The sequence below is a fragment of the Kitasatospora sp. NPDC034035 genome, from assembly GCF_055575755.1.
Genome location: NZ_JBVISA010000001.1, coordinates 302794 through 324549, shown reverse-complemented (window position 1 = coordinate 324549; position 21756 = coordinate 302794). Strand labels below are relative to the sequence as shown.

Below are 21756 nucleotides of genomic sequence, written 5' to 3'. Positions count from 1 at the left end.
TGGGACGGGCAGGGCAGGGCCAGGGCAGGGGACGGCCGTGGCGTAAGGCCGGCGGTCGTCCGCACGGGCCTTGGGTGCCCATCCTTGCGCAGGGCTGATGCTTGATCAACTTCTGGTGCCGCAGGCGGTCCGTGTGCGGACCGGCCGTGTCCGGGAAGGCGTTTTTCTTTCCCTGTGCGGGAGTTGGCGGGCGTTGGGGTGAACCTTGTGGCCGCGCCGGCCGTTCCCGGCGGCCGGTCAGACGGCGGCGAGGGCGGGGGCCGGGGCGGGGCGGGTGCGGCAGTCGTCGGTGAAGGCGAGGGCGCGCAGGTGGTAGGGGCGGGCGGCGTGGCCGAGGGAGAGGTTGTGGCCGGCGCCGTGGGCGGTGACCAGGCGGGCCAGGCCGTGGGGGAAGGCGGCGGTCAGTGCGGTGCGGGCGGCCGGATCCAGGCGCCACCAGTGCTCGTGTTCGGCCAGGGTCAGGCGCACCGGGACCCGGACGCGGGCGGCGAGGGCGCTGTAGCGGGCGGGCCAGTCGGCGAGTTCGTGGGATTCGAGGGCGGGGACGGGGGTGAGCAGGGTGCGGGCGGCGTGGAAGGTGCCGGGCGGGTAGAGGCCCAGGGGGCCCCAGTTGAGGCGGCCGCCGCCGGCGAGGTCGTCGGGGCGCTCCCACGCGCCGGGGGTGTAGTGCTGGGCGAGGCCGTTGAGGTCGGCGCCGAGCAGGGGCAGGCGGGGGTGGTGGGGCCAGTGGGCGGCGAGGGTCAGGGCGATCTTGCCGCCGAAGGAGTGGGCGAGGAGTTGGACGCCGGCGCCGGTGGGGTGGGCGCGGGCGTAGTCGGTGAGGGCGGCGTGGAGGGTGGCGGCCTGGTCGGCGATGAGCTGGCCGTGCGGGAGGCGGTGGGCGGAGGCGCCGTGGCCGGGGCGGTCGAGGGCCAGGACGGTGTAGCCGAGGTCGGCGGCGAGGGTGAGCAGGCTGGTGTCGGGGTGGGCGGGGCCGGCGAAGTAGGCGGCGCGCATGCCGCGGCCGTGGATGGCGAGGATGACGGCTTTGGGTTCGCCGTGTTCGGGTTCGGCGACCAGGGCGGACAGGGGGATGCCGTCGGCGTCCAGGACGAGGGAGCGGGTGCGGGTGCGCGGCGGGTGGGTGCTCATGCGGCGGCCCCGGCGCGGGCGGCGTCGAGGGTGGTGAGCCAGGTGTCGATGTCGTCGGTGTGCAGCAGGGCGGTGCCGACCAGGAGTGCGGCGTAGCCGGCGTCGAGGAGGCGGGCGGCGGTGTCGGGGTCGGTGATGGCGGAGGCGGAGACGGGGGCGCGGCAGCCGGCGGCGCGGACGGCGGGTAGCAGGCGCAGGCTGCGCTCGAGGTCGCCGGGGTCGCGTTCGCGGGTGCGGATGTCCTTGTTGTTGACGGCGATGACGCACTGGTCGGTGTGGGGCAGGTGGTCGAGTTCGTGGTCGTGGGTGATCTCGACGAAGGGGGTCAGGCCCAGGCCGAGGGCGCAGGTGACGAGGCGGCGTAGGGAGGTGGCGGGCAGCAGGGCTGCGGTGAGCAGGACGGCGGAGGCGCCCATGGCGTGGGCGGCTTCGAGTTGGGCGGGGCGGGTGAGGAAGTCTTTTTGCAGGACGGGCAGGGTGGTGGCGGCGGTGACCTCGCGCAGCAGGCGGGTGGTGCCGCCGAACCAGCGGCCGGTGACGACGGACAGGCAGGGGGCGCCGGCCTGTTCGTAGCGGGTGACGAGGTCGGTGACGGTGCGTGGGCCGAGGAGGTCGGTGCCGTGGGGGTCGCGGAGTTTGACTTCCATGATGAGGGGGCGCTCGGCGGTGAGGAGGGCGTCGAGGAAGCCGGTGGGGTGGCTCATGCGGTGGCCTCCTGGAGGCGGGGGTGCCAGGCGCGGGTGAGGGCGGTGACGGCGTCGCGGGTGAGGCGGCCGGTGCGGTCACGGGCGGCGGTGTCGATGTCGGCGCCGGCGTAGAGCGGGTGGTCGGTGACGGTGCGGTAGGTGTCGCGGTTGGTGGTGTCGAGGCCGCCGGCGAGGAGGAAGGGGGTGTTCAGGCGGGGCAGCAGGGCGTGGATGTGGTGGGGGTCCAGGCTCTGGCCGGTGGAGCCGATGCGGCCGTCGTCGGTGACGGTGTCGAGCAGGAACAGGTCGCATCCGGCGCGTTCGAAGGCGGGGGTGAAGGCCCGTTCGAGGCAGCGTCCTCTGGCGAGGTGGAGGACTTTGACGAGGACGGCGTAGGGCAGTCGTTCGCGCAGGTCGGCGACGAGGGCGGGGCTCTGGTAGGCGTGGAGCTGGATCCAGCGGATGCCGGTGGCGCGGGCGAGGCGGGCGAGGTGGTCGGCGTCGTCGAGGAAGGTGACGAGGACGGGTTCCAGGCCCAGGCGGATGGCGGTGGCGGCGAGGTCGGCGAGGTCGTCGGTGGTGAGGTCGGCGGGGCCGCCGGGGATGCCGTGCCACAGGCCGACCAGGGTGGGGCCGGTGTCGGCGAGCAGGGCGAGGTCGGCGCGGGTGCGGGCGCCGCACACCTTGAGGTGGCCGGGGCGCAGCGTGAGCCCGGGCGCCGGCGCGGCGGCGGCGGGCGGCACGGCCGGTGCGGCGGGGGCTGCGGGGGCTGCGGGGGCGGGTGGTGCGGCGGGGGCGGTCATTTGCCGAGTCCGAGCATGGCGGCGATGCGGTTGTACTGGATCTCGTTGCTGCCGGAGTAGATGGTGCCGGCGACGGCGTTGCGGACGTCCTTCTCCAGTCCGTACTCGGACATGTAGCCGTTGCCGCCGAAGACCTGGACGGCGGCGAGCGAGGTGGCGAGGTTGGATTCGCTGGTGAGGAGTTTGGCGATGGCCATGTCGACGGTGACGTTGTCGCCGGCTTCGAGGCGCTGGGCGGTGTCGTAGAGCCATTTGCGGGCGGTCTCGAGGCGGATCTTGGTGTCGACGATCTTGTTGGCGACGGACTGGTAGGAGCCGATGGGCTTGCCGAAGGACATGCGGGTCTTGGCGTAGTCGAGGCAGCGGGCGAGGCGGTGCTGCATCTCGCCGGTGTTGACGATGAAGGAGTAGAGGATCTCGCGTTTCATGACGTGGTCCAGGACCATGAAGCCGCCGCCGACCCGGCCCAGGACGCGGTCCTTGGGCACGCGTACGTCGTCGAGGAAGAGTTCGGACAGCGGGGAGGTACGCAGGCCCATCTTCTTGATGGGGTTGCCGCAGGTCAGGCCGGGGGTGTCGGCGTCGAGGAGGAAGGCGGTGACGCCGAGCGCCCCGCCCTGGGGGTGGGTGCGGGCGTAGACGACGATGACGTCGGCGACGGGGCCGTTGGAGACGAAGGTCTTGGCGCCGGTGAGGACGAAGTGGTCGCCGTCGCGCACGGCGCGGGTGCGCATCTGCATGGCGTCGGAGCCGCTGTCGGATTCGGTGATGGCGTGGGCGCCGATGGCTTCGCCGGAGGCGATGCGCGGCAGGTAGGCCTCTTTGAGGGCGGGTGAGCCGAAGGCCTGCAGGGGGACGCCGGTGGAGGCGAGGGAGGTGGTGACGGAGAAGTTGAGGCCGCCGTCGCGGCAGGCGTGGCCGAGGCCTTCGAGGACGTACATGGTGGTGAGCAGGGATTGGCCCAGGCCGCCGTAGCGTTCGTCGAAGGGCAGGGCGAGGATGCCGGTCTTCTGGATCAGGCGCCACTTGTCGTGGGAGAAGGCGGCCTGTTCGTCGCCTTCGATGTGGCCGGCGCTCAGGTCGTCGCCGAAGCGGGCCAGGCCCTCGCGCAGGGCCTTCTGGTCGGCGTTCCAGCGGATCACGGTGTTGCCGCCTTCCTCCCGGGCCCGTGACCGGGCCCGGGGTGGCAGGCCGGCGTCGGGCGCCGGCGCTCGTCTGAACAGAGGTCCTCGCGGACGGAAGGTCTCGCCTGGGGCCTGTGGGCGGGCCCTAGTAGGCGGAGGAGGAGTGGGCGTCGAGCTGGTGGACCTCGTCGCCGCGCAGGGCCGGGGAGAAGACGCAGACCAGGCGCAGGTCCTCGTGGGGGCTGGCGATCAGGTAGTGGGCGTCGTGCTCGTCGAGGGCGTAGAGGCGGCCGGGGGTGATGGGGTGGGTGTTGCCGTCCATGTCGACGACCTCGCCGGAGCCGGCGATGCAGTAGCAGGCCTCGAGGTGGTTGCGGTATTCGAGGCGGGACTTGGTGCCGGCGTTGACGATGGTGTCGGTGAGGCTGTAGCCGAGGCCGTCGCCGGCCACCAGGAAGCGGCGGGACAGGCCGTTGCCCCATTCGACGGTCTTCACGTCGGCGATGTCGCGGATCAGCATGCGGGGTGTTCCTCTCGGGTGGTGGTGCCGGCGGGTGTGAGGGCGGTACCGGTGGTGGTGCCAGTGGTGGCGCCAGTGGTGGTGCCGGTGGTGGTGCCGGTGCTGGTGGTGCGTCCGCCGGGTGCGTCCGGGTGTGGGGGACGGGTGGGGCGGAGGTCGGTGAGGAAGGCGCCCAACTCCCTCACGGCGTCGAGGCCGTGGGTGTGGGCGTGCTCCAGGCGGGCGGCGGCGGCGGAGCCGACGATCGCCGCATCCGCGCCGCTGTCGGCGACGGCGGCCAGGTCGGCGGCGGTCTTGACGCCGAAGCCGACGGCGACGGCGGTGTCGGGGGCGGCGCGGCGCAGCGCGGTGACGGTGTCGGCGAGCGTGTGGTGGCCGGTGGCGGGGGTGGTGCCGGAGCGGCCGTAGTGGGCGACGAGGTAGACGTAGGCGCCGGTGGCGCCGTGGGCGGCGTCGGCGAGGACCTGGGGGGTGGAGGCGGGGTAGCAGGTGGTGACCTGGGGCAGGCCGGTTGCGCGCATCGCGTGCTGCCAGGCGGGGCGCACGCGTGGGGGCAGGGCGTGGACGAGCAGGGCGCGGGCTCCGGCCTGGGCGATGGCCGAGGTGGTGGTGGCGGGGTCGCGGTGGCGCAGGCTGTGGCTCCAGTCGGCGAGCAGGGCGACCTTGAGGCGGGTCAACCGCGGGGTGAGGTCGGCGAGTTCGGCCAGGACGGTGTCCAGGGTGGTGCCGGCCTGGAGGGCGCGGGCGGCGGAGCGGCGGATGACGGGGCCGTCGGTGGGCGAGTTGGGGAAGGGGACGGCGAGTTCGAGGACGTCCACGCCGTGGGTGTCGAGCATGAGGGCGAGGTCGGCCAGGGGGGCGGCGGGGTCGCCGGCGTTGAGGAAGACGGCCAGGCCCAACTCGCCCGGGGGGAAGAGGGGTTCTGGGGGGACGGGTCCTGGGGGGAGGGGTCCTGGGGGGAAGGGGGGTTCAGACACCGGCTGCCTCCTGGCGGCGGGCGCCGGAGGCGGCGCCGGGTGGGGTTCCGGGGCGGGTTCCGGGGCGGGCGCGCAGGCGTTCGGCCAGGGCGCGGGGGGCGCCGTCGGCGAGGGCGTCCAGGGCGGCGGTGTACGCGGTGGCCCAGTGGGTGTGGCGGCCGGAGGCGAGGGCGAGGGCGGCGGCGTTGAGGGCGATCGTGTGGGTCGCGGTGGGGCCGGCCTGGGCGGCGAGGGCGCGCAGGAAGTGGCCGGTGAGGTCGTCGGGGTGGGGTGCGAGGTCGGCGAGGGTGCCGGTGGCGGGGGCGACGGAGCCGGCGGGCAGGTGGATGGCGCCGTCGGGGGTGTGGAGGGTGTTGTCGGCGAAGGGCAGGAGTTCGTCGGCGCCGGCGTTGTTGTGGGCCAGCCACAGGGTGCGGCCGGTGACGTGGCCGGCGAGGTGGCGCAGCGTGTCGAGGGGGGCGGTGACGCCGGCACCGGTGAGCTGGGCGGTGACGGGGACGGTGGCGATGAGGGGGCCGAGGGTGTTGAGGGCGTGGCCGAAGGGTTTGAGGGTGAGGGGGTAGAGGGTGCGGGCGAGGCGGGTGAGGGCGGGCGGGTAGACGTGGGGGCCGGCGAAGGCGATGCCGTGGTGGGCGAGGTGGTCGGCGGTGGCGGTGTGGCTGGAGGTGAGGGTGATGCCGAGGCGTTCGAGGAGGTCGACGGAGCCGGTGGCGCTGGTGTAAGCGCGGGAGCCGGTTTTGACGACGGGGATGCCCATGGCGGCGGCGGTGAGGGCGGCGGCGGTGGAGAGGTTGAAGGTGGCGGGGCCGCCGCCGGTGCCGACGATGTTGACGCTGGCGGGGTGGGTGGGGCCGGGGTGGGGGGCGCGTTCGGTGAGGGAGGTGGTGAGGGCGGTGAGGGTGGCCGGGTCGGGCAGGCGGGTGGTGAGGCTGGCCAGCAGGGCCGCCGCCTGGGCCCGGTCGCTGTCGCGGGCCGGGCCCAGGGTGCGGTGTTCCAGCTGGTCCCACCACGAGCGCCAGGCGTCCAGGGGGACGGGGCGGCCGGCGAGGAGTGCGGTGAGGGCCGGGTGCATGGGTCAGCGGCCGGCCGTGGCGGTGGCCGCGGTGCGGCGCTGGGTGATGAAGGCGTCGATGGCGGTGACGGAGCGGAAGTTGTTGGGGTCCAGGTCGGTGTCGTCGACGGGCAGGGCGAAGTGGTCTTCGACCCAGGCGATGAGTTTGAGGACGCCGAGGCTGTCGATGACGCCGTCGGAGAGCAGGTCGTGGTCGTCGGCGAGCTGGTCGGGGGTGACGTCGGGCAGGAATTCCTCGATCAGGAACCGCTTGATCCGGTCGATGTTGCTCATGGTGGCAACTCCCTTGCGTGGTAACGGAAATGGGACAGGGGTGGTGGTCAGGTGGTGGGCAGGACGGCTTTGCGGTCGACCTTGCCGGTGGAGGTCTTGGCGAGGGGCTCGTCGTGGATGGCGAGTTTCTCGGGGACGGCGGCGCGTGGCAGGTTGCGGGCCAGGTGTTCGCGCAGGGTGAGGGTGTTGAGGGCGGAGCCGGGGGTGCGCTGGACGGCGGCGTGCAGGCGTTTGCCGGTCAGCGGGTCGGGGGCGGCGGCGACGGCGGCTTCCAGGACCTCGGGGTGGGTGAGCAGGACGCGTTCGACCTCGGCGGTGTTGACGGCGACGCCGCGGACCTTGACCTGGAAGTCGGCGCGGCCGGTGAGGTGGACGCGGCCCTGGTCGTCGCGGGTGACGAGGTCCCCGGTGCGGAACCACCGCCGTCCGGGGCCGGCGCCTTCGGGCTGGGTGGTGAAGCGGCCCGTGTCGCGGGAGCGGTCCAGGTAGCCGGCCGCCTGGAAGGGGGTGGAGACGTACAGTTCGCCGCTGCCCGCGCCGTTGACGGGGGTGCCGTCGGGGGCGGCGATGAGGGTGCGGACCCCGGGCAGCGGGGATCCGATGGGCACGGGCAGGGCGGCGGCGGCGTCCAGGCGGTCCAGGCGGTGCCAGAAGCTGTCGTTGGTCTCGGTGCAGCCGTAGATGTTGTAGAGGCCGGCGCCCGGGAGCAGGGCGGGCAGGGCGGCGAGGGTGCGGGCGTCGATGGCGTCGCCGGTGAACACGGCGTGCTCGACGCTGTCCAGCACCGTGGCGCCCGCGCCCTGCCCGGCGCCCTGCCCGGCGCCCTGCCCGGGGGCGTGGCCGGCGGCCTGGCCGGCGGCCTGGACGAGCAGGGCGTAGGCCAGGGGGACGGCCTGCAGGACGTGCGGGCGGTGGCGGGTCAGCTGGGTGAGCAGGTGGCGGCCGCTGAGGGCGTGGGCGGGGTCGATGAGCAGGCAGGTGCCGCCGGCGGCGAGGGTGGCCCACACGTCGAGCAGGGCGAGGTCGAAGTTCAGCGGCGCGTAGTTGGCGACGGTACGGCCGGGGCCGAGGTCGAAGGTGTCGTGGGCCCAGGCGGTGAAGCGGTCGACGGCGCTCTGCGCGAGGGGGACGATCTTGGGCAGGTCGGTGGAGCCGGAGGTGGTGAGCATGAAGGAGGTGCCGGCCGCGAGGGTGGGCACGGGTGCGACCTGGGCCAGGACGGGCAGGGCGGGGGTGTCCTGGCCGAGGGGGGCGAGCAGGCGGCGGGCGCCGGCCTGGGCGAAGAGGGCGGCCAGCAGCGCGGGGGCGAGCTGCGGGGAGGGCAGCAGGAAGGGGCGGCGTTCCATCAGACAGGCCAGGACCAGGGCGATCGCCGCGGGCGACTTGACGGCGAGCAGGCCCACCGGCTCCCCCGGCGCCAGCCGCAGGGCGCTCAGGCGCCGGCGCTCGGCCTCGGCGAGGGCGGCGAGTTCGCCGTAGCTGGTGGCCTGGTCGTGCCAGAGCAGGGCGGGCGCGTGGGGGCGGGCCCGGGCGTGGGCGGTGAACGCGTCGGGCAGCGGCAGCGGCGCCGGGGCAGCCTGGGGGGTCCCGGCGGTGTGGGCGGTCCCGGCAGTGTGGGCGGTCCCGGCGGCGTGGGCGGTCCCGGGGTTGTGGGCGGTCCCGGCAGTGTGGGCGGTCCCGGCAGTGTGGGCGGTCCCGGCAGTGTGGGCGGTCCCGGCAGTGTGGGCGGTCCCGGCGGTGGGGGCGGTCCCGGCGATGTGGGCGGTCCCGGCGATGTGGGCGGTCCCGGCGATGTGGGCGGTCCCGGCGATGTGGGCGGTCCCGGCGATGTGGGCGGTCATCGGGTTCACTCCCCCGCCGGGGCGATCCGCGCCCAGCCGGCCTTGACGGCGGTCCCCGCGTCGGTGGCGATCGTGAACCGCACCACCGTGGCGCCGTCGTAGGGCTGCAGGGTCAGGCGCAGTGCGGTACCGGGGCGGGTGGGGGCGGCGAAGCGGGCGCCGAGGGCGGTGACGCGGGCGGGGTCGGCGCCGGCGTGGCGATCGGTGATCTCCTCGGCGGCGAGTGCGACCAGGTGCATGCCGTGGGTGATGATGCCGGGGAAGCCGGCCGTGCGGGCGGCGGTGTCGTCGAGGTGGATCGGGTTGAAGTCGCCGGAGGCGGCCGCGTAGGCGGCGGTGTCGGCGGCCGTCAGGGTGCGGGTGAGGGTGAGCGGTGCGCCGTCGGGGGTGGTGCCGGGGTGGGCGGCGGGGGCGAGGGTGCCGTACGGCTCGGTGCGGGTGGCGCCGAGCAGGAGGGCGGAGGTGGCGAGGTCGGCGACCGGGGTGCCGGTGTCCGCCCGGGTGAGGCGGGTGGTCAGGGCCAGGCGGGTACCGCGGGCCTCGCGGCGCACCGCGCTCACCTCGACGGCGATGTCGAGGCCGCCGGGGGTGAGGGGGGTGTGGGTGTGGATGTCCTGGGCGAGGTGGACCACGCCGGTGAAGCCGGGGTCGCCGGCGGTCAGGGCGGTGACGGTGTGCTGGGCCAGGGCATGGGCGGCGACGAAGGGGTGCGCGGGGCACGCCCCGGCACGGTCCGCGGCGGTGAGGCCGGTGCGGGCCGCGGCGCGGTAGGCGTCCAGGTCCCGTGCGGTGACGGTCAGCCGGGTGCGCCGCAGGGGCGGGGAGGTCGTGGTCATAGCGGGGTCACCACCAGGGTCGCGTTGTGGCCGCCGAAGCCGAACGAGTTGGACAGCACCGGGCCCAGTCGGATGGGGCGCGCGGCGGTGTGGACGACGTCGAGGTCCAGGCCCTCTTCGGTCTTCTCGTGGTTGGCGGTGGGAGGAACGGTGCGGGTGTTCATGGCCTCGATGGCGGCGATCAACTCGACGGCGCCGGCGGCGCCGATCAGGTGGCCGATGGCGCCCTTGGTGGAGGTGACCGGCACGCCGTGGGGGCCGAACACGGTGCGCAGGGCGGCGGCTTCGGCGCGGTCGTTGTGCACGGTGGAGGTGCCGTGGGCGTTCACGTGGGCGATGTCGGCGGGGGTGAGGCCGGCGTCGGCCAGGGCGGCGCGCATCGCCGCCACGGCGCCGGCGCCGTCGGGGCGCGGGTTGGACAGGTGGTAGGCGTCCGAGGTGGAGCCGTAGCCGGCGAGCAGCGCGTGGGGGCGGGCGCCGCGGGCGTTCGCGTCGGCGAGGCGTTCCAGGACGAGGAAGCCGGCGCCTTCGCCCATCACGAAGCCGTCGCGTTCGGTGTCGAAGGGGCGGGAGGCGCGGGCGGGGTCGTCGTTGCGCAGGGAGTGCGCGCCGAGGTTGCCGAACGCGGCGAGGGTGACCGGGGTGAGGGTGGCCTCGCAGCCGCCGGCGAGGACGACGTCGGCGCGTCCGCTCTCCAGCAGCAGCGCGGCGTGGCCGATCGCGTCCGCGCTGGAGGCGCAGGTCGTGGCGATCGTCAGCGCCGGTCCGCTCCAGGAAAGGCGCATCGCGATCTGCGCGGCGGCCGCGTTGGGCATGGTGACCAGCGGCATCAGCGGGGAGACCCGCAGCGGCCCGTGCCCGGTGTACAGGGCGGATTCGCGGTCGCTGGTGGTGCGTCCGCCCACCGCGTTGCCGACCACGATCGCGCTGCGTCCCGGTTGCGGTTCGGGGCTTCCGGCGTCGCGGTGGGCGGCCAGCGCGGCCAGGGTGCCGTAGTGGGCGAACGGGTCGAGGCGGCGGGCGTCCTTGGCCGGCACCGGGCCGGCGGCGGGCAGGCCGGTGACGCGGCAGCCCAGGCGCACCTTGTGGCGGGCCAGGGCCGGGTCGTCCAGGGCGGTGGCGGTGGAGCGCCCGGAGGCGACGGTTCGCCAGAACTCCCGGACGGTGTGGCCGGCGGGGCTGACCACGCCGAGGCCGGTGACGGCGATCGGCGGGCGGGCGGGCGGGGCCATGGCTTCCTCTCCTGTCCAGGCCGGGTGGTGGCGGGTGGTCAGATCAGGCCGGTCTGGGCGGCGGCGCTCAGGAACGCGTCGGCGGCGAAGTCGATGTCGGCCGCGGTGTGGCGGGCGGTGACCGCGATGCGCAGCCGGGCCAGGTCGTTGGGCACGGCGGGGGTGACGACGGGCAGGCCGATGACGCCGGCCTTGCGGCAGGCGGTGGCGTAGTCGTAGGCGGCGTCGTCGGTGCCGGCGATGACGGGCAGCACGGCGGTGGTGGAGTCCATGGTGGAGATGCCGGCCGCGTTCAGGCGCTCGCGCAGGCGCTGGGCCTGGACCTGGGTGTGGGTGACGCGTTCGGGTTCGCGGCGCAGGATCCGCAGGGACTCCAGGGCCGCGCCGGTCTGGGCGGGGCCCAGGGCGGCGGAGAACAGGAACGGGCGGGCGGCGTAGCGCAGGTGGCCGATGAGGTCGTGGCTGCCGGCGACCCAGCCGCCCATGGAGGGGATGGCCTTGGAGAGGGTGCCGAGTTTGACGTCGACGCGCACCTGGTGGCCGAAGTGTTCCTCGATGCCGCCGCCGGTGGCGCCGATGACGCCGAGGGCGTGGGCCTCGTCGACCATGAGCAGGGCGTCATAGCGGTCGCAGACCTCGCGCAGTTCGGGCAGCGGGGCGATGTCGCCGTCCATGGAGTAGACGCTGTCGACGATGACCAGGCGCACCCCGGTGGGGGCGGCGGCCTTGAGGCGGCGCTCGAGGTGGTCGACGTCGTTGTGGCGGAAACGGGTCACGGTGGCCCCGGACAGGCGGCAGCCGTCGACGATGGAGGCGTGGTCGTACTTGTCGATCAGGACGGTGTCGCCCTGGCCGACCAGGGCGCCCACGGTGCCGACGTTGGCGGCGTAGCCGGAGCCGAAGACCAGGGCGCGCTCGCGGTGGGCGTAGCTGGCGACCTCGGCTTCCAGTTCCTCGTGCAGCGGGATGGTGCCGGCCAGGGCGCGCACGCCGTGGTTGCCGGTGCCGTAGACGTCGACGGCGGCCTTGGCGGCGGCGACCACGCGCTCGTCGCCGGCCAGGCCGAGGTAGCTGTAGCCGGACATCATGAGCAGGCGCTCGCCGTCGAGGTCGCAGTAGGCGCTGTCGCGTTCCATGGTGTAGGCGACGAAGCTGTTGCGCCGGGAGGGGTCGGACTCCAGTGCGGCCACCCGGGCATTCGTTGCGGCGAGCTTCGGCTCCAGGCGGTCCCATGCTCCGGTGGCGTTCACGGGCGTTTCTCCTTCACGGCGTCACGGCTTCGGGGGCTTTCACAGGTCTCACGGCTACACGGGTCTCACAGGTCTCGCGGGTCTCACGGCTTCGCGGGCATCGCGGGTTTTCGCGGGTTTTCGCGGGCGGTTCTTCGGCGGCGTTCCGGGTGGCGTTCCGGCTTGTTTCCGGTTTCCGTCCGGTTCGTTTCCGGAGGTTTCCCGGCGGGGCGTTTCACGGTGGCTGCGGGCGGGATTTCTCGAAGCCTTCACGCGGGCTGCTCAAGGATGGCTACATTTCTACGGCAGGATGCGCAAGGCGTCCGCAATAGCCGCTTCTTTGGCCTGCGGAAACCATCTGACGTGCGGAAACATTGCGTCCACGACGCATCGACCGGCCGGCGGGTATGTTTTCGCGGCCGGTGTTGACACCGCGCCTCGCGCCGAATGTATGGTCAAAATCCGCCGAAACCGAACGGCTGGTCGGCGGCGCATCCGTCCCGTTCCGGGTTTCCCGCTTTCCCATGCCGACAGCCCGGCACGGGCCGTCACTTCCGCTTTGCCTCAAGGGGGTTGGAGCTACGTTGAACGGCTTCAGGGAAGACAGTCCGTCCGGCAGATCGGGGGCGCGGCGATGCTGATCCGCCTCACCGGCCTGGTCGCGATCGAGCACGAGAACGGTGCCCCGCAGCACCTGTCCAGCGCCCAGGCCCAGGTGGCGTTCGCCCGCCTGGTCCTGGAGCGCTCCGGCGGCACCAGCCGCGACCAGCTGGCCGACACCATCTGGCCCGACGGCCTGCCCGACACCTGGGCCTCGGCCCTGCGCAGCGTGGTCAGCCGGGTACGGGCCTTCGTCACCGACCCCGGCCAGGGGCCCGGCGCCACCCCGCTGATCGCCCAGGGCGGGCGCTACGTGCTGCGCCTGCCGGCCGACGCGGCGGTGGACCTGGAAGCCGCCGCCTGCGCCGTCGGCGAAGCCGGCGAGGCCCTGGCGGCGCGCAGCCACGCGGTGGCCCAGCAACTGGCCGCCGGCGCGCTGGCCAACCTGCGCGGCTCGTTCCTGCCCGACCACGAGGGCGACTGGGCGCAAGGGGTACGCGAACACGTCGAGGAACTGCGCATCAGCGCGCTGGAGACCGCGAGCCTGGCCGCCTCCGCCCTCGGCGAGGAACACCACGCGCTGCGCTGGGCCGACGAGGCGGTGCGCCGCGCCCCGTTCCGCGAAAGCGCCTACCGCTGCCGCATGGAAGCCCTCGCCGCCTCCGGCAACCGCGCCGAGGCCCTGCGCTGCTACCAGCAGCTGCGCCAGGTCCTGGCCGAGGAACTGGGCATCGACCCGGCCGCCGAGACCCAGGAGCTCTACCTCGCCCTGCTGCGCACCCCCACCCCCGCGCCCCCCGCCCCGTCGGCGGTACGGCCGGTGGACCCGGTCCTGATGGGCATCTTCGAACCCCTCGCCCTCACCCGCCTGCCCCGCCCCGCCCCCACCCCGGCCCGCGCCGCCTGACCCCGGGGCCACCCCCCTCTCCCTCCCCTCTCCCCGCGCCTGTCCCCTTCCCCGCGCCCCCGACAAGGGGCACGGGGAGAGGGGCACGCAACGCCGGCCCCTCCCGCACCCACCCGCCCGGCCCCGCCCGGCGCACCCCGGGCGCACGCCGCTCCCCCTACGGCGCCCCGCCCCCACCACACACCCACCCGCCCGGCACCCACCGCCCGGCACCCACCACCGGTCACACCCGGCACGCGCCCCTCCCCCGCGCCCCCGGCCCGGCTCCCGGCGCGACCGTCCTCCCGTCCGGCCCGGCCCGGTGGGCCCCTCCCGTCCCCACCACGCACCCACCCGCCCCTTCCCCGTCCCGCCCCCCGCGCCCCCGGTCCGCTTCCCCGTGCGACCGCCCGCCCGTCCGGCCCGGCGGGTCCCCTTGCGCCCCTCGGGTGTGTTGCGGAGGTGTTGCGGTGGGCGTGGCAGATGGGTCGGGCGTAGTAGCGTCGGTGCGTGAAGTCGCGCGCACGGCGCGGTTTTTGACCATGGGACGGACGGGGGTCGAGTGTTGGGAAGGGGTGGTGGGTGTGGGACGGGCACGCGTGGCGGCGCGGATGATCGAGCACCCTGGTGTGGAGGACGTGAGCGTCCAGCGGGTGCTGGAGGCGCTCGCTGATCCGGCCCGCAGGTCGGTGGTGCGCACGCTCGCGCACTCGGGGGCCGATCTGAGTTGCGGTTCCTTCGACTTGCCGGTCGGGCGTTCGACCTCCAGTCACCACTTCAGCGTGCTGCGCGAGGCGGGACTGCTGCGCCAGTACTACGTGGGGACCACCAAGATGAACGCGTTGCGCAGCGAGGAGCTGGAGGACCGTTTCCCGGGCCTGTTGTCGGCGGTGGTGGCCGCCGCCGACGCGGAGGCCCTGGACACCGCACCCTCCTGACAGGTTCCGATGGTCCGTCAACTCCCGCCGGTGATAACACTCTTGCCGATCGCGGGCGCCGGTTCCGGGTGCCAGTTCCCGGCGCCGGTCCGCGGGCGGCGCTTCCGGGTGGCGGTGGGCGGGTGGCGGTGGGCCTCGGCCGTGGCGTCGGGGCCCTCGGGGCTCTCGGGGCCCTCGGGGAGGCGGGCGGAGCGGGGCGCGTAGGCTGTCCGTCCATGATCGGGAACGCCGGGACCGGGGACGACGGGCAGGGCTGGGCCGCGACCCTGCGGTGGGTCCAGGGCGCACTGGCGCCCGGTGAGCGGATCGCGCAGGTGACGGCGCTCAAGGGCGGGTGGACCTCGCGGATGCGTCGCCTGGACATCGAACGCCCGGGCGGCGACGGGCCGTACGCGCTGGTGCTGCGCTCCTTCGTCACGCCGTTCTACCGCCGCCACGCCCCGGCCCTGCTGGCCCGCGAGGCCGGCGTGCTGGGCCTGCTGGAGAACGGCGGCGTCCCGGCCGCGCGCCTGTTCTCCCTCGACGAGCACGGCGCGGCCTGCGACCACCCGTCGCTGGTGATGACGCACCTTCCCGGCGGTGTGCGCCTGGCCCAGGACGCGGACACCGGCCGGCGCGCGGACCTGCTGGCCGCCCAGCTCGCCGCCGTCCACGCCGTCGAGGTCGGTGAGCAGCGGCGCCCGCGCGTCTGGCAGGCGTGGACGGCCCCCGACCTCGTCCGCGTCCCCGGGCACACGCGGCGCCCCGCGCTGTGGGCGCGGGCGGTGGAGGCGATCCGCCGCGAGGCGCCCGCGCACCGCCCGTGCTTCCTGCACCGCGACTTCCACCCCGGCAACGTGCTGTTCACCGGCGCCGGGGAGCAGCTGGCGGTCAGCGGGGTGGTCGACTGGGTGGAGACGTCCTGGGGCCCGGCCGACCTGGACGTCGCCCACTGCTCCACCGCGCTGGCCCTGCTCCACGGCCCCGCGGCCGGCCTGGCCTTCGCCGAGCGCTACCGCGACGCCGGCGGCCGCCCCCTCGCCGAGGGCGGCGACCACCTGTACTGGCGGCTGCTGGACGCCCTCGCCTTCGCCCCGGACGCGGAGAAAGTCGCCGTCCCCTGGCGCGAACTGGGCCGCACCGACCTGACCCCGGACGTCCTGATTGCCCGTCTGGAGGACTACCTGCAAGCCCTGTTCGACCACTACGCCTGACCGCCCCCGCCTACCGGCCCCGGCCCTCCCGCGACCGGAACAGGCACCCGCGCGCCGGCGTTCGACGTGGTGCCCGACGGCCGGGCCTGCCCGCCGGCGAGGTCCGCGCGGCGGCGCCCCTTGACGGTCGAGGGCGTCCCGGTAGCGTCCCGGTCGTACGGCATCCTTGATCGCCACGGCTTCCGGGACCGCGCCGTCGGCGGCGTCGCTCACGGTCCGGCTTTCGGCCACCGGGCCGCCCCCGCCCCCGTTCCCGCCGCCTTCGTTCACGCCGCCTTCGTTCCCGCCGGTGTGCTCTGCCGCGTCGCCATGCCCCACCCCCTCTCCTACCGCCCGCCCCCCCGTTACCTATTTCGTGCATCGACGGACCGCTGATGAGGGGCTTGAGCACCGGCTTCACCCGAGCCGGAAGAGCTCTCCGTACCGTGGATGTGGCAGCTCGGTGCCAAGGCAAGGCCGGACGAAAGCGGGATGGAGGAGCCTGCACGTGATCGACACCAGCAACATCGACGTCTTGCTCGGCCTGGACGTCGGCGAGGGCGAACATCACGCCACCGCCGTCACACCGGGCGGGAAGAAGGTGTTTCGACAAGCGCCTGCCCAACACCGAACCCAAACTCCGAGAGCTGTTCGCGAAACTCCAGGCCAAGCACGGAACGGTGCTGGTCGTGGTCGACCAGCCGTCCTCCATCGGCGCCTTGCCTCTGGCGGTCGCCCGGGACACGGGCTGCCCGCTCGCCCGTCTGCCGGGCTGACGATGCGGCGGATCGCCGACCTCTACGCCGGCCTCGCCCCGGCCACCCGGAGCTCGGACTCCTCGATCCGCGGCGAACAGCCCTCCAGGCGGGGAAACAAGCAGCTCAAACGGGCCTTCTCCCTCTCCGCGTTCGCCGCACTCGGCGACCCGGCATCGCGGGCCCACTACGACAAGAAGATCGGCCAAGGGAGCACCACACCCAGGCCCTGCTCTGCCTCGCCAGACGCCGGGCCGACGTCCTGTTCGCGATGCTCCGCGACGGAACCTTCTACGAGCCCCAACCCGCTGCGGCTGGGTGAAAAGCCCGGACCGCTCGATCAGTCCTCCGGCCGAAGCCGCTGACGAGCCGCCTCAAGCCGCTGGCCATAGTCGGGCGCAAACAGCTCAGGAGGCACCTTGTCGAGCGTTCCGGCGATCCGATGGATCGGCGCCCAGAGCGCCGGATCGTCGACAACGCGGCTGAGGTCCGTCATCTGGAGCTTCTCCAGCCAGTGCGACAGCACCAGTGCCTCGTCACTCGTGAGCTTGATCGTCACCTGGCCATCACTCATGCACACCCCTACGGCTCGGCCCGCCTGACCGCACGAACCTACTGGCCTTGGACCTTGACCGAACACACAGGAGCACCCCCCGGGCGGGTCGTGCACAATCCGGTTTCCGGCGTGGACGGCGTACGGATCCGGCCGCATGCCCGCACCGGGCGTCACGCGGGCGGGCCACCGCCCGGCGGCCCGCCCCGCCACCGGCCGGGCCGGGCCGGGCCGGGGGCCGGAACCCGCCCCGGCCGTCCCCACACGCTGCGAAACCGCCGCCGGTCCCGCGGACGGCCGGGGCCGCTCACAGGGGCAGCTGCAGGTCCTCCTCGGCGGCGGTGACGTCGCCTCCGAAGGCGCGGCGGGCCTCGGCGAGCGCGACGGTGCGGTCGGTGCCGGGCCAAAAGAGCAGGAGCCGGGCCGCGCCGGCCCGTTTCGCCCACTGCCCGGCCTGGGCGGCGCTCAGCAGGTACGGGTCGCCGGGGCCGTCACCGCACACGGTGGCACCGGCGACGAACAGGTCGGCGCCGGCGGCCAGGCCGGCCAGGCCCGGGCCGGGACCCGCGTCGCCGCTGTAGGCGAGGGTGAGACCCGGGGCACTCAGGCGCACGCCCGCGTGCGGGACATGGTGAGGCAGCGGCACGGTGTCCAGACGCAGCGGGCCCAGGCGGTGGGAGGCGGTGGCGGTGGCGGGCAGGGGGCGGATGTCGAAGACGTCGTGGAGGTCTTCGGTGGGTTCCATCGCCTGGACGCGGGTGACGACGCCGGGGGGGCAGTACAGGGGCAGGCGGGGCGGGCGGGCAGCGGCGAAGTAGCGGGCCCGGCACAGGGCGCTGAGGTCGGCGCAGTGGTCGGGGTGTTCGTGGGTGATGACGACGGCGTCGAGGCCGGTGACGCCGGTGTGCTCGAGCAGGCGGGGGAAAGTGGCGTAGCCGAGGTCGAGAACGAGGCGGTAGCCGTCGTACTCGAGGAGGAACCCGCTGGCGGCCCGGCCCGCTTCGGGATAGGCGGCACTGGTCCCCAGGACGGTGAGTCGACGCACCCGGCGATGCTCTCACAGACGGGATGACGCCCCGTCACAGCCCGAACTGCGGGCCCGGACTGCGGGCCCCTGGCTGCGGGCGTGGGGCCCGGCTGCGGAACCGGGACGGGGAATCTTCTCGGGGGCCGCCGTGGTCCTCGGCGGCGGCAACCGCCGCCGGGCAGAGTACGACCACGCCACCCGCCAGAGCCCCCGATGACCACCCCGGCCCGCGACGCGGCCACGGACACGGACACGGACACGGGCGGAGCCGTACCGGGCCCGCGCCCCTCCTCCCCGGACAACCACGCACCACCGCCACCGCCACCGCACCGTCCCCGCAGCCCGAAGCCCCCGCACGCCCCCAGACGCCCCCCGCCAGGCCGTCCAGGCCCTCGACACCCTCCTCGACAAGGCCGTCTCCGCCATCCCCTCCCCCGCCGCGCCACCGCGACGCCCGGCCCGCTCCACCGGACACACCACCGGAACCGGAACCGGCGGACACTGCCCCGGCCGCGCCACCGCTACCGGCATCGGCACCGCCGCCGGCACCCGCGCGCGCCACACCACCGCCAGGGTCGGCGAAGCCGAGTACGGCGCCCTACCCGGCACCACCGAACGCGGCCGACGCTCCCACGGCCAACACCGTCACCTCCGTCCGCCCCACCCGGCCCGCCGTGGTCGCCCGCACCCGGGCCGGCCACCGCCCCGCCCTGCCGTTCGGCGCCGCCGGCAACACCGCCCTTCCAGGCCACCGTCCGCCCCATCCCCGTCATCCGCGGCCACGACCCCTTCGCCACCCCCGCCCCCCGAACCCGCCCTCCCCGACGGCAGCCCCGGCATCCTCCCCCGGTACGGCGGCCCCTTCCGGTCCGCCTGACCCCCAGCCCCGGCGCGCCACCGCCACCACACGGACCCCCTCCCCTGCCCTCGCTTGCGCCCGCTCCTCCTCCCGCCCCTCCTCGGGGCAGGCACGTGGGGGCGGGGGTGTCCAGCCGGTGGTCGCCCGGCGGACGGAACACGGGCGGGCAGTAGGATCGGCGGCGTTGCACACCCGATACACCGCTGGTAGGAGGCTTTTCATGGCTCAGGTCACGCTGAAGGGGAACCCGGTCGAGGTCGGCGGCGCGCTGCCCACCTCGGGCAGCCAGGCCCCGGCGTTCACGCTGGTCGGCACCGGACTGGCGGACACCTCGCTGAACGACTTCGCGGGCGCCCGCAAGGTCCTCAACATCTTCCCCAGCATCGACACCCCCACCTGCGCGACGTCGGTGCGCACCTTCAACGCCCAGGCCGGCGCGCTGGACAACACCGTCGTCCTCTGCATCTCCGCCGACCTGCCCTTCGCGCAGGCCCGGTTCTGCGGCGCCGAGGGCCTGGACAACGTCAAGACCCTCTCCACCCTGCGCGGACGCGACTTCCACGACGCCTACGGCGTGGCCATCAACTCCGGCCCGCTGGCCGGCCTGACCGCCCGCGCCGTGGTCGTCCTGGACGAGAACGACACCGTCCTGCACACCGAACTCGTCGCCGAGATCGCCGACGAGCCGAACTACGAGGCCGCCCTCGCCGCCCTCAACTGACCCACCCCACGCGCCCCGGCGCGCGTGCACGCGGCGGCCCGCGTCCCCACCCCACCCGCTACAGCGGGCAGGAACAAAGGGGGGATACGGGCCGCCGCCCCCGTTCCCCCACTTCCCCCCTCCGCCCCTCCGCCCCTCCGCCCCTCCGCCCCTCCCCTCTCAGCCCCTCCCCTCTCAGCCCCTCCCCTCTCAGCCCCTCCGTCCCCTCCTCCTCGCCCCCGCATCCGCCCGCCCCTTTCTCGCGCGGGCAGCCGGCCCGGCCAAGAACCCGCCCGGGCCAAAACCCCGCCCACCCCGCGCCCCCGCCACCATGCCCACCGCCACCGCGCCCGCGCACATACCCCCGCACCAGGTCCGCGACGAGGAACCCGCCACGGTCCCCGGAACAGCCGAACGGCCCCGAGACGCAGAAGAAGACCACCGCGCCCCGGGACCACCACGACCAGCCCCCCGCATCCGGCCGGCACCGGGCCGGCGTCCGCGGACACGGACCTGACGGATACACACCCCTTCGGCCGACAGCGACGACCACCGCCCGCACCGCCGCCCACGGCCCGGCCCCCGGACACGAAGCCACCCACACCCCCACCCGCCCCTGCCGGAGCCGGGACGCGGCCACCACCACCCCGGCCCCGCTCCCGGAGAACACCCCGGCCCCGCACACCCGCACCACCGCCGACAACACCGCCCCCCGGGTCCCGCCCGGAGGGCGCGTACGCCCCGCCCCAAGCCCGGGCACCGCCCCCGCCCGAACCCCGGCACCCGCACCACCCGCAGGGCAGGCACGCCCCCGGCCCCGGCCGGTCCGGGCCCGGCCGGTCCGGGCCCGGCCGGTCCGGGAGACGGATGCCCCACCCGGCGGGCACGCCGCCCCCGCCCCGGCCTCGCCTGTCGGAAAGTGTCTCGTTCGGGACCAGTCGTTCCGTAGCGCGTGGACACAGGTGAACGGTTGGTCCCGGACGAGCTGTCGGACCTCTTCCAGCGCGTCGTGCCCGAGCCTCCGGTACGGCCACAGGGCGGGCGCCGACGGCGGGCCGGCAACCGCCAGGTGCCGGCCGCAATCGTGTTCGTGACCAGCACCGGAAGCAGCCGGCGCCGGCTCCCGCCCGTGTCCGGAGCGCCCTGACAGAGCACCCACCGGCGCTTCACCGCATGGACCGCCGCACGCGTGTGCGCCAAGCTCTACCACGTCGTCCTGGACGAACTCGGGGCCGGCGGAGAACTCGACCGGTCGCGGGCGGCGATCGATCCAGCGAACATCCACGCTCTCACCAGGGGGCCACCGACCGGACCGAATCCGACCGACCACGGCGAGAAGGAATCAAGATCCACCTGATCTGCGACCGCAACGCCACCCCGCTCGCGGTCGGCACCTGCAGAGCGAACCTCCACGACGGCCAGGCCCTCGAACCGCTCCTGGCCCCGATCCCGCCCACCCGCTCCCGACACGGGCCACGTCGCCGACAGCCCGCCAAACCGCACGCGGACACAGCCCACGACCGCCCCTTCATCCCGGCGTCTCCTGCGCGAGCACGGCATCACCGCCCGCATCGCCCGGCCGGGGCGTGGACTCAAGCCAGCACCCGGGACACCACCGCCGGGTCGCCGAACGCACGATCACGTGGCCGGGCGCCTCCCGCCAGCTCAACCGGCGCCACGAGCGCTACGAGCGCTACGAGCGCTACGAGCGCTACGAGCGCAGAGCCTGACGGCTCAGGTGCCGGGCACCCGGGCGGCCAGGAGCGCGAGGAACCCCTCCAGCAGCGACCGGTCGGCGCCCGGCACCACGTAATGGCGGAAGACACCGCCCTCGGCAACCACCGTCGAGCACGCCCAGTCGAGCAACTCGAACCTGGCACGCAGGTAACCGCCTCCTGAAGCGACAACCTCGACGCCCTCGGGTGACACCACGACACGGTGGGTGGCGCCACATCCGCACTCGTCGCACACCAGCGGGACCCCGCCCATTCCCGCGAGGCGTCACAGGCGCCGGGTAGGCGAGTTCACGACCGGGACACACCGCCACGCTCAGACGACCCGACACCCGCACAACCTATGGTCTCAACCTCCAGACGGGACACTCCTCCAGAGCCGGGGCGTGGCCACCACCACCCCGGCCCTGGCCCCCGCTCGCGCCCGCCTACCGCCTACCGCCTACCGCCTACCGCCTCGGGCTCGTCTCCGACCCCCCGGCCCGAACCCGCCCGAACCCCCGGAGCCCGTACCACCGCAGGCCCCGGCCGGTACAAGCCAGGGGCACGGACGGGCATACGGCTCGGCCCGGCCCCCTCCTGTCCCGCGCCCGTCCTGTCCCGCGCCCGGACACCGGCCCCCGGTACCCTACCGGCGGGCAACGAGTGCGCCCCCGCCCCCGGACGGCAGGAACCGGGGACGGGGACAGGGGCGGAGCGGGACCCGGGGACCGGTACGGCGGGCCCCGGACACCGGCCCCCCGGAGCCCGAACCGCCCGACGACGGGTGCGTCCCCGCCCCCGGACGGTAAGAGCCGGGGACGGGGACG

Annotated in this window: 21 protein-coding genes and 1 pseudogene; 7 read left to right on the top strand and 15 right to left on the bottom strand. The window is 74.8% G+C overall.

All coding sequences use genetic code 11. From position 1 onward, the window contains the following. Positions 1-237 precede the first annotated feature (237 nt). From ACZ52J_RS01425 to ACZ52J_RS01370, 12 genes are all read right to left on the bottom strand, one after another. Complete coding sequence (locus ACZ52J_RS01425) at positions 238-1131, bottom strand: alpha/beta hydrolase (protein ID WP_465614965.1); 894 nt, start codon at positions 1129-1131, stop codon at positions 238-240. Continuing rightward, positions 1128-1835: a beta/alpha barrel domain-containing protein gene (locus ACZ52J_RS01420; protein ID WP_465614964.1), complete on the bottom strand. Its 708-nt coding sequence runs from the start codon at positions 1833-1835 to the stop codon at positions 1128-1130. The genes ACZ52J_RS01425 and ACZ52J_RS01420 overlap by 4 nt, the downstream gene beginning before the upstream one ends. Further along, entirely contained in the window at positions 1832-2620 is a 789-nt protein-coding gene (locus ACZ52J_RS01415) for a phosphoribosylanthranilate isomerase (RefSeq protein ID WP_465614963.1), read from the bottom strand. Before ACZ52J_RS01415 ends, ACZ52J_RS01420 begins: the two co-directional genes overlap by 4 nt. Beyond that, on the bottom strand, positions 2617-3762 hold the full coding sequence (locus ACZ52J_RS01410; RefSeq protein WP_360508458.1) for an acyl-CoA dehydrogenase family protein: 1146 nt from the start codon (positions 3760-3762) through the stop codon (positions 2617-2619). Before ACZ52J_RS01410 ends, ACZ52J_RS01415 begins: the two co-directional genes overlap by 4 nt. A gap of 127 nt (positions 3763-3889) precedes the next feature. Next, positions 3890-4264, bottom strand: a complete 375-nt coding sequence (locus tag ACZ52J_RS01405) for an ectoine synthase (protein WP_360508461.1) — start codon at positions 4262-4264, stop codon at positions 3890-3892. Then, positions 4258-5241: a tryptophan synthase subunit alpha gene (locus ACZ52J_RS01400; protein ID WP_465614962.1), complete on the bottom strand. Its 984-nt coding sequence runs from the start codon at positions 5239-5241 to the stop codon at positions 4258-4260. Before ACZ52J_RS01400 ends, ACZ52J_RS01405 begins: the two co-directional genes overlap by 7 nt. Next, positions 5234-6313: a hypothetical protein gene (locus ACZ52J_RS01395; protein WP_465614961.1), complete on the bottom strand. Its 1080-nt coding sequence runs from the start codon at positions 6311-6313 to the stop codon at positions 5234-5236. The genes ACZ52J_RS01400 and ACZ52J_RS01395 overlap by 8 nt, the downstream gene beginning before the upstream one ends. A gap of 3 nt (positions 6314-6316) precedes the next feature. Beyond that, positions 6317-6586, bottom strand: a complete 270-nt coding sequence (locus tag ACZ52J_RS01390; RefSeq protein WP_360508470.1) for an acyl carrier protein — start codon at positions 6584-6586, stop codon at positions 6317-6319. 47 nt (positions 6587-6633) lie between these two features. Next, the gene (locus ACZ52J_RS01385) at positions 6634-8427 is read right to left on the bottom strand and encodes an AMP-binding protein (RefSeq protein ID WP_465614960.1); all 1794 of its coding nucleotides are present in this window, start codon (positions 8425-8427) and stop codon (positions 6634-6636) included. A gap of 5 nt (positions 8428-8432) precedes the next feature. Further along, positions 8433-9263 carry a MaoC/PaaZ C-terminal domain-containing protein gene (locus ACZ52J_RS01380; RefSeq protein WP_465614959.1) on the bottom strand — a complete coding sequence of 277 codons (831 nt, stop codon included), beginning with the start codon at positions 9261-9263 and terminating at the stop codon, positions 8433-8435. Beyond that, entirely contained in the window at positions 9260-10495 is a 1236-nt protein-coding gene (locus ACZ52J_RS01375) for a beta-ketoacyl-[acyl-carrier-protein] synthase family protein (protein WP_360508479.1), read from the bottom strand. Before ACZ52J_RS01375 ends, ACZ52J_RS01380 begins: the two co-directional genes overlap by 4 nt. A 38-nt stretch (positions 10496-10533) precedes the next feature. Further along, positions 10534-11745 carry an aminotransferase class I/II-fold pyridoxal phosphate-dependent enzyme gene (locus ACZ52J_RS01370; protein WP_465614958.1) on the bottom strand — a complete coding sequence of 404 codons (1212 nt, stop codon included), beginning with the start codon at positions 11743-11745 and terminating at the stop codon, positions 10534-10536. A 613-nt stretch (positions 11746-12358) separates the two neighbouring features. Here ACZ52J_RS01370 and ACZ52J_RS01365 point away from each other — a divergent pair. The 5 genes and pseudogenes from ACZ52J_RS01365 to ACZ52J_RS01345 all read left to right on the top strand — a co-directional run. Continuing rightward, positions 12359-13231 carry an AfsR/SARP family transcriptional regulator gene (locus ACZ52J_RS01365; protein ID WP_360508485.1) on the top strand — a complete coding sequence of 291 codons (873 nt, stop codon included), beginning with the start codon at positions 12359-12361 and terminating at the stop codon, positions 13229-13231. Positions 13232-13794: 563 nt separating this feature from the next. Then, complete coding sequence (locus tag ACZ52J_RS01360) at positions 13795-14148, top strand: ArsR/SmtB family transcription factor (RefSeq protein ID WP_360508488.1); 354 nt, start codon at positions 13795-13797, stop codon at positions 14146-14148. A gap of 215 nt (positions 14149-14363) precedes the next feature. Next, positions 14364-15341 (top strand): phosphotransferase family protein, encoded by a 978-nt coding sequence (locus ACZ52J_RS01355; protein ID WP_465614957.1) that lies wholly within the window; start codon positions 14364-14366, stop codon positions 15339-15341. A gap of 545 nt (positions 15342-15886) precedes the next feature. Beyond that, on the top strand, positions 15887-16096 hold the full coding sequence (locus ACZ52J_RS01350; protein ID WP_465615284.1) for an IS110 family transposase: 210 nt from the start codon (positions 15887-15889) through the stop codon (positions 16094-16096). A 23-nt stretch (positions 16097-16119) separates the two neighbouring features. After that, positions 16120-16397, top strand: a pseudogene (locus ACZ52J_RS01345) (transposase); the annotation flags it as partial. An 18-nt stretch (positions 16398-16415) separates the two neighbouring features. Here ACZ52J_RS01345 and ACZ52J_RS01340 read toward each other — a convergent pair. Next, on the bottom strand, positions 16416-16649 hold the full coding sequence (locus ACZ52J_RS01340) for a hypothetical protein (RefSeq protein ID WP_465614956.1): 234 nt from the start codon (positions 16647-16649) through the stop codon (positions 16416-16418). 286 nt (positions 16650-16935) lie between these two features. Further along, positions 16936-17673: an MBL fold metallo-hydrolase gene (locus ACZ52J_RS01335; protein WP_465614955.1), complete on the bottom strand. Its 738-nt coding sequence runs from the start codon at positions 17671-17673 to the stop codon at positions 16936-16938. Positions 17674-18734: 1061 nt separating this feature from the next. Here ACZ52J_RS01335 and tpx point away from each other — a divergent pair. Both tpx and ACZ52J_RS01325 read left to right on the top strand, forming a co-directional pair. Then, positions 18735-19235 carry a thiol peroxidase gene (gene tpx / locus ACZ52J_RS01330; RefSeq protein ID WP_465614954.1) on the top strand — a complete coding sequence of 167 codons (501 nt, stop codon included), beginning with the start codon at positions 18735-18737 and terminating at the stop codon, positions 19233-19235. Between the two features lie 1565 nt (positions 19236-20800). Then, a complete protein-coding gene (locus ACZ52J_RS01325; protein ID WP_465614953.1) occupies positions 20801-20944 on the top strand; it encodes a hypothetical protein in 144 nt (47 codons plus the stop codon). Positions 20945-20948: 4 nt separating this feature from the next. Here ACZ52J_RS01325 and ACZ52J_RS01320 read toward each other — a convergent pair whose 3' ends face one another. After that, a complete protein-coding gene (locus ACZ52J_RS01320; protein ID WP_465614952.1) occupies positions 20949-21146 on the bottom strand; it encodes a hypothetical protein in 198 nt (65 codons plus the stop codon). Positions 21147-21756 lie beyond the last annotated feature (610 nt).

What these genes read in the sequence shown, in the direction of transcription:
- ACZ52J_RS01425 (WP_465614965.1), bottom strand. Translation starts at nt 1,131, where the DNA reads ATGAGCACCCACCCGCCGCGCACCCGCACCCGCTCCCTCGTCCTGGAC.
- ACZ52J_RS01420 (WP_465614964.1), bottom strand. Translation starts at nt 1,835, where the DNA reads ATGAGCCACCCCACCGGCTTCCTCGACGCCCTCCTCACCGCCGAGCGC.
- ACZ52J_RS01415 (WP_465614963.1), bottom strand. Translation starts at nt 2,620, where the DNA reads ATGACCGCCCCCGCCGCACCACCCGCCCCCGCAGCCCCCGCAGCCCCC.
- ACZ52J_RS01405 (WP_360508461.1), bottom strand. Translation starts at nt 4,264, where the DNA reads ATGCTGATCCGCGACATCGCCGACGTGAAGACCGTCGAATGGGGCAAC.
- ACZ52J_RS01395 (WP_465614961.1), bottom strand. Translation starts at nt 6,313, where the DNA reads ATGCACCCGGCCCTCACCGCACTCCTCGCCGGCCGCCCCGTCCCCCTG.
- ACZ52J_RS01390 (WP_360508470.1), bottom strand. Translation starts at nt 6,586, where the DNA reads ATGAGCAACATCGACCGGATCAAGCGGTTCCTGATCGAGGAATTCCTG.
- ACZ52J_RS01385 (WP_465614960.1), bottom strand. Translation starts at nt 8,427, where the DNA reads ATGACCGCCCACATCGCCGGGACCGCCCACATCGCCGGGACCGCCCAC.
- ACZ52J_RS01380 (WP_465614959.1), bottom strand. Translation starts at nt 9,263, where the DNA reads ATGACCACGACCTCCCCGCCCCTGCGGCGCACCCGGCTGACCGTCACC.
- ACZ52J_RS01375 (WP_360508479.1), bottom strand. Translation starts at nt 10,495, where the DNA reads ATGGCCCCGCCCGCCCGCCCGCCGATCGCCGTCACCGGCCTCGGCGTG.
- ACZ52J_RS01365 (WP_360508485.1), top strand. Translation starts at nt 12,359, where the DNA reads ATGCTGATCCGCCTCACCGGCCTGGTCGCGATCGAGCACGAGAACGGT.
- ACZ52J_RS01355 (WP_465614957.1), top strand. Translation starts at nt 14,364, where the DNA reads ATGATCGGGAACGCCGGGACCGGGGACGACGGGCAGGGCTGGGCCGCG.
- ACZ52J_RS01340 (WP_465614956.1), bottom strand. Translation starts at nt 16,649, where the DNA reads ATGAGTGATGGCCAGGTGACGATCAAGCTCACGAGTGACGAGGCACTG.
- tpx (WP_465614954.1), top strand. Translation starts at nt 18,735, where the DNA reads ATGGCTCAGGTCACGCTGAAGGGGAACCCGGTCGAGGTCGGCGGCGCG.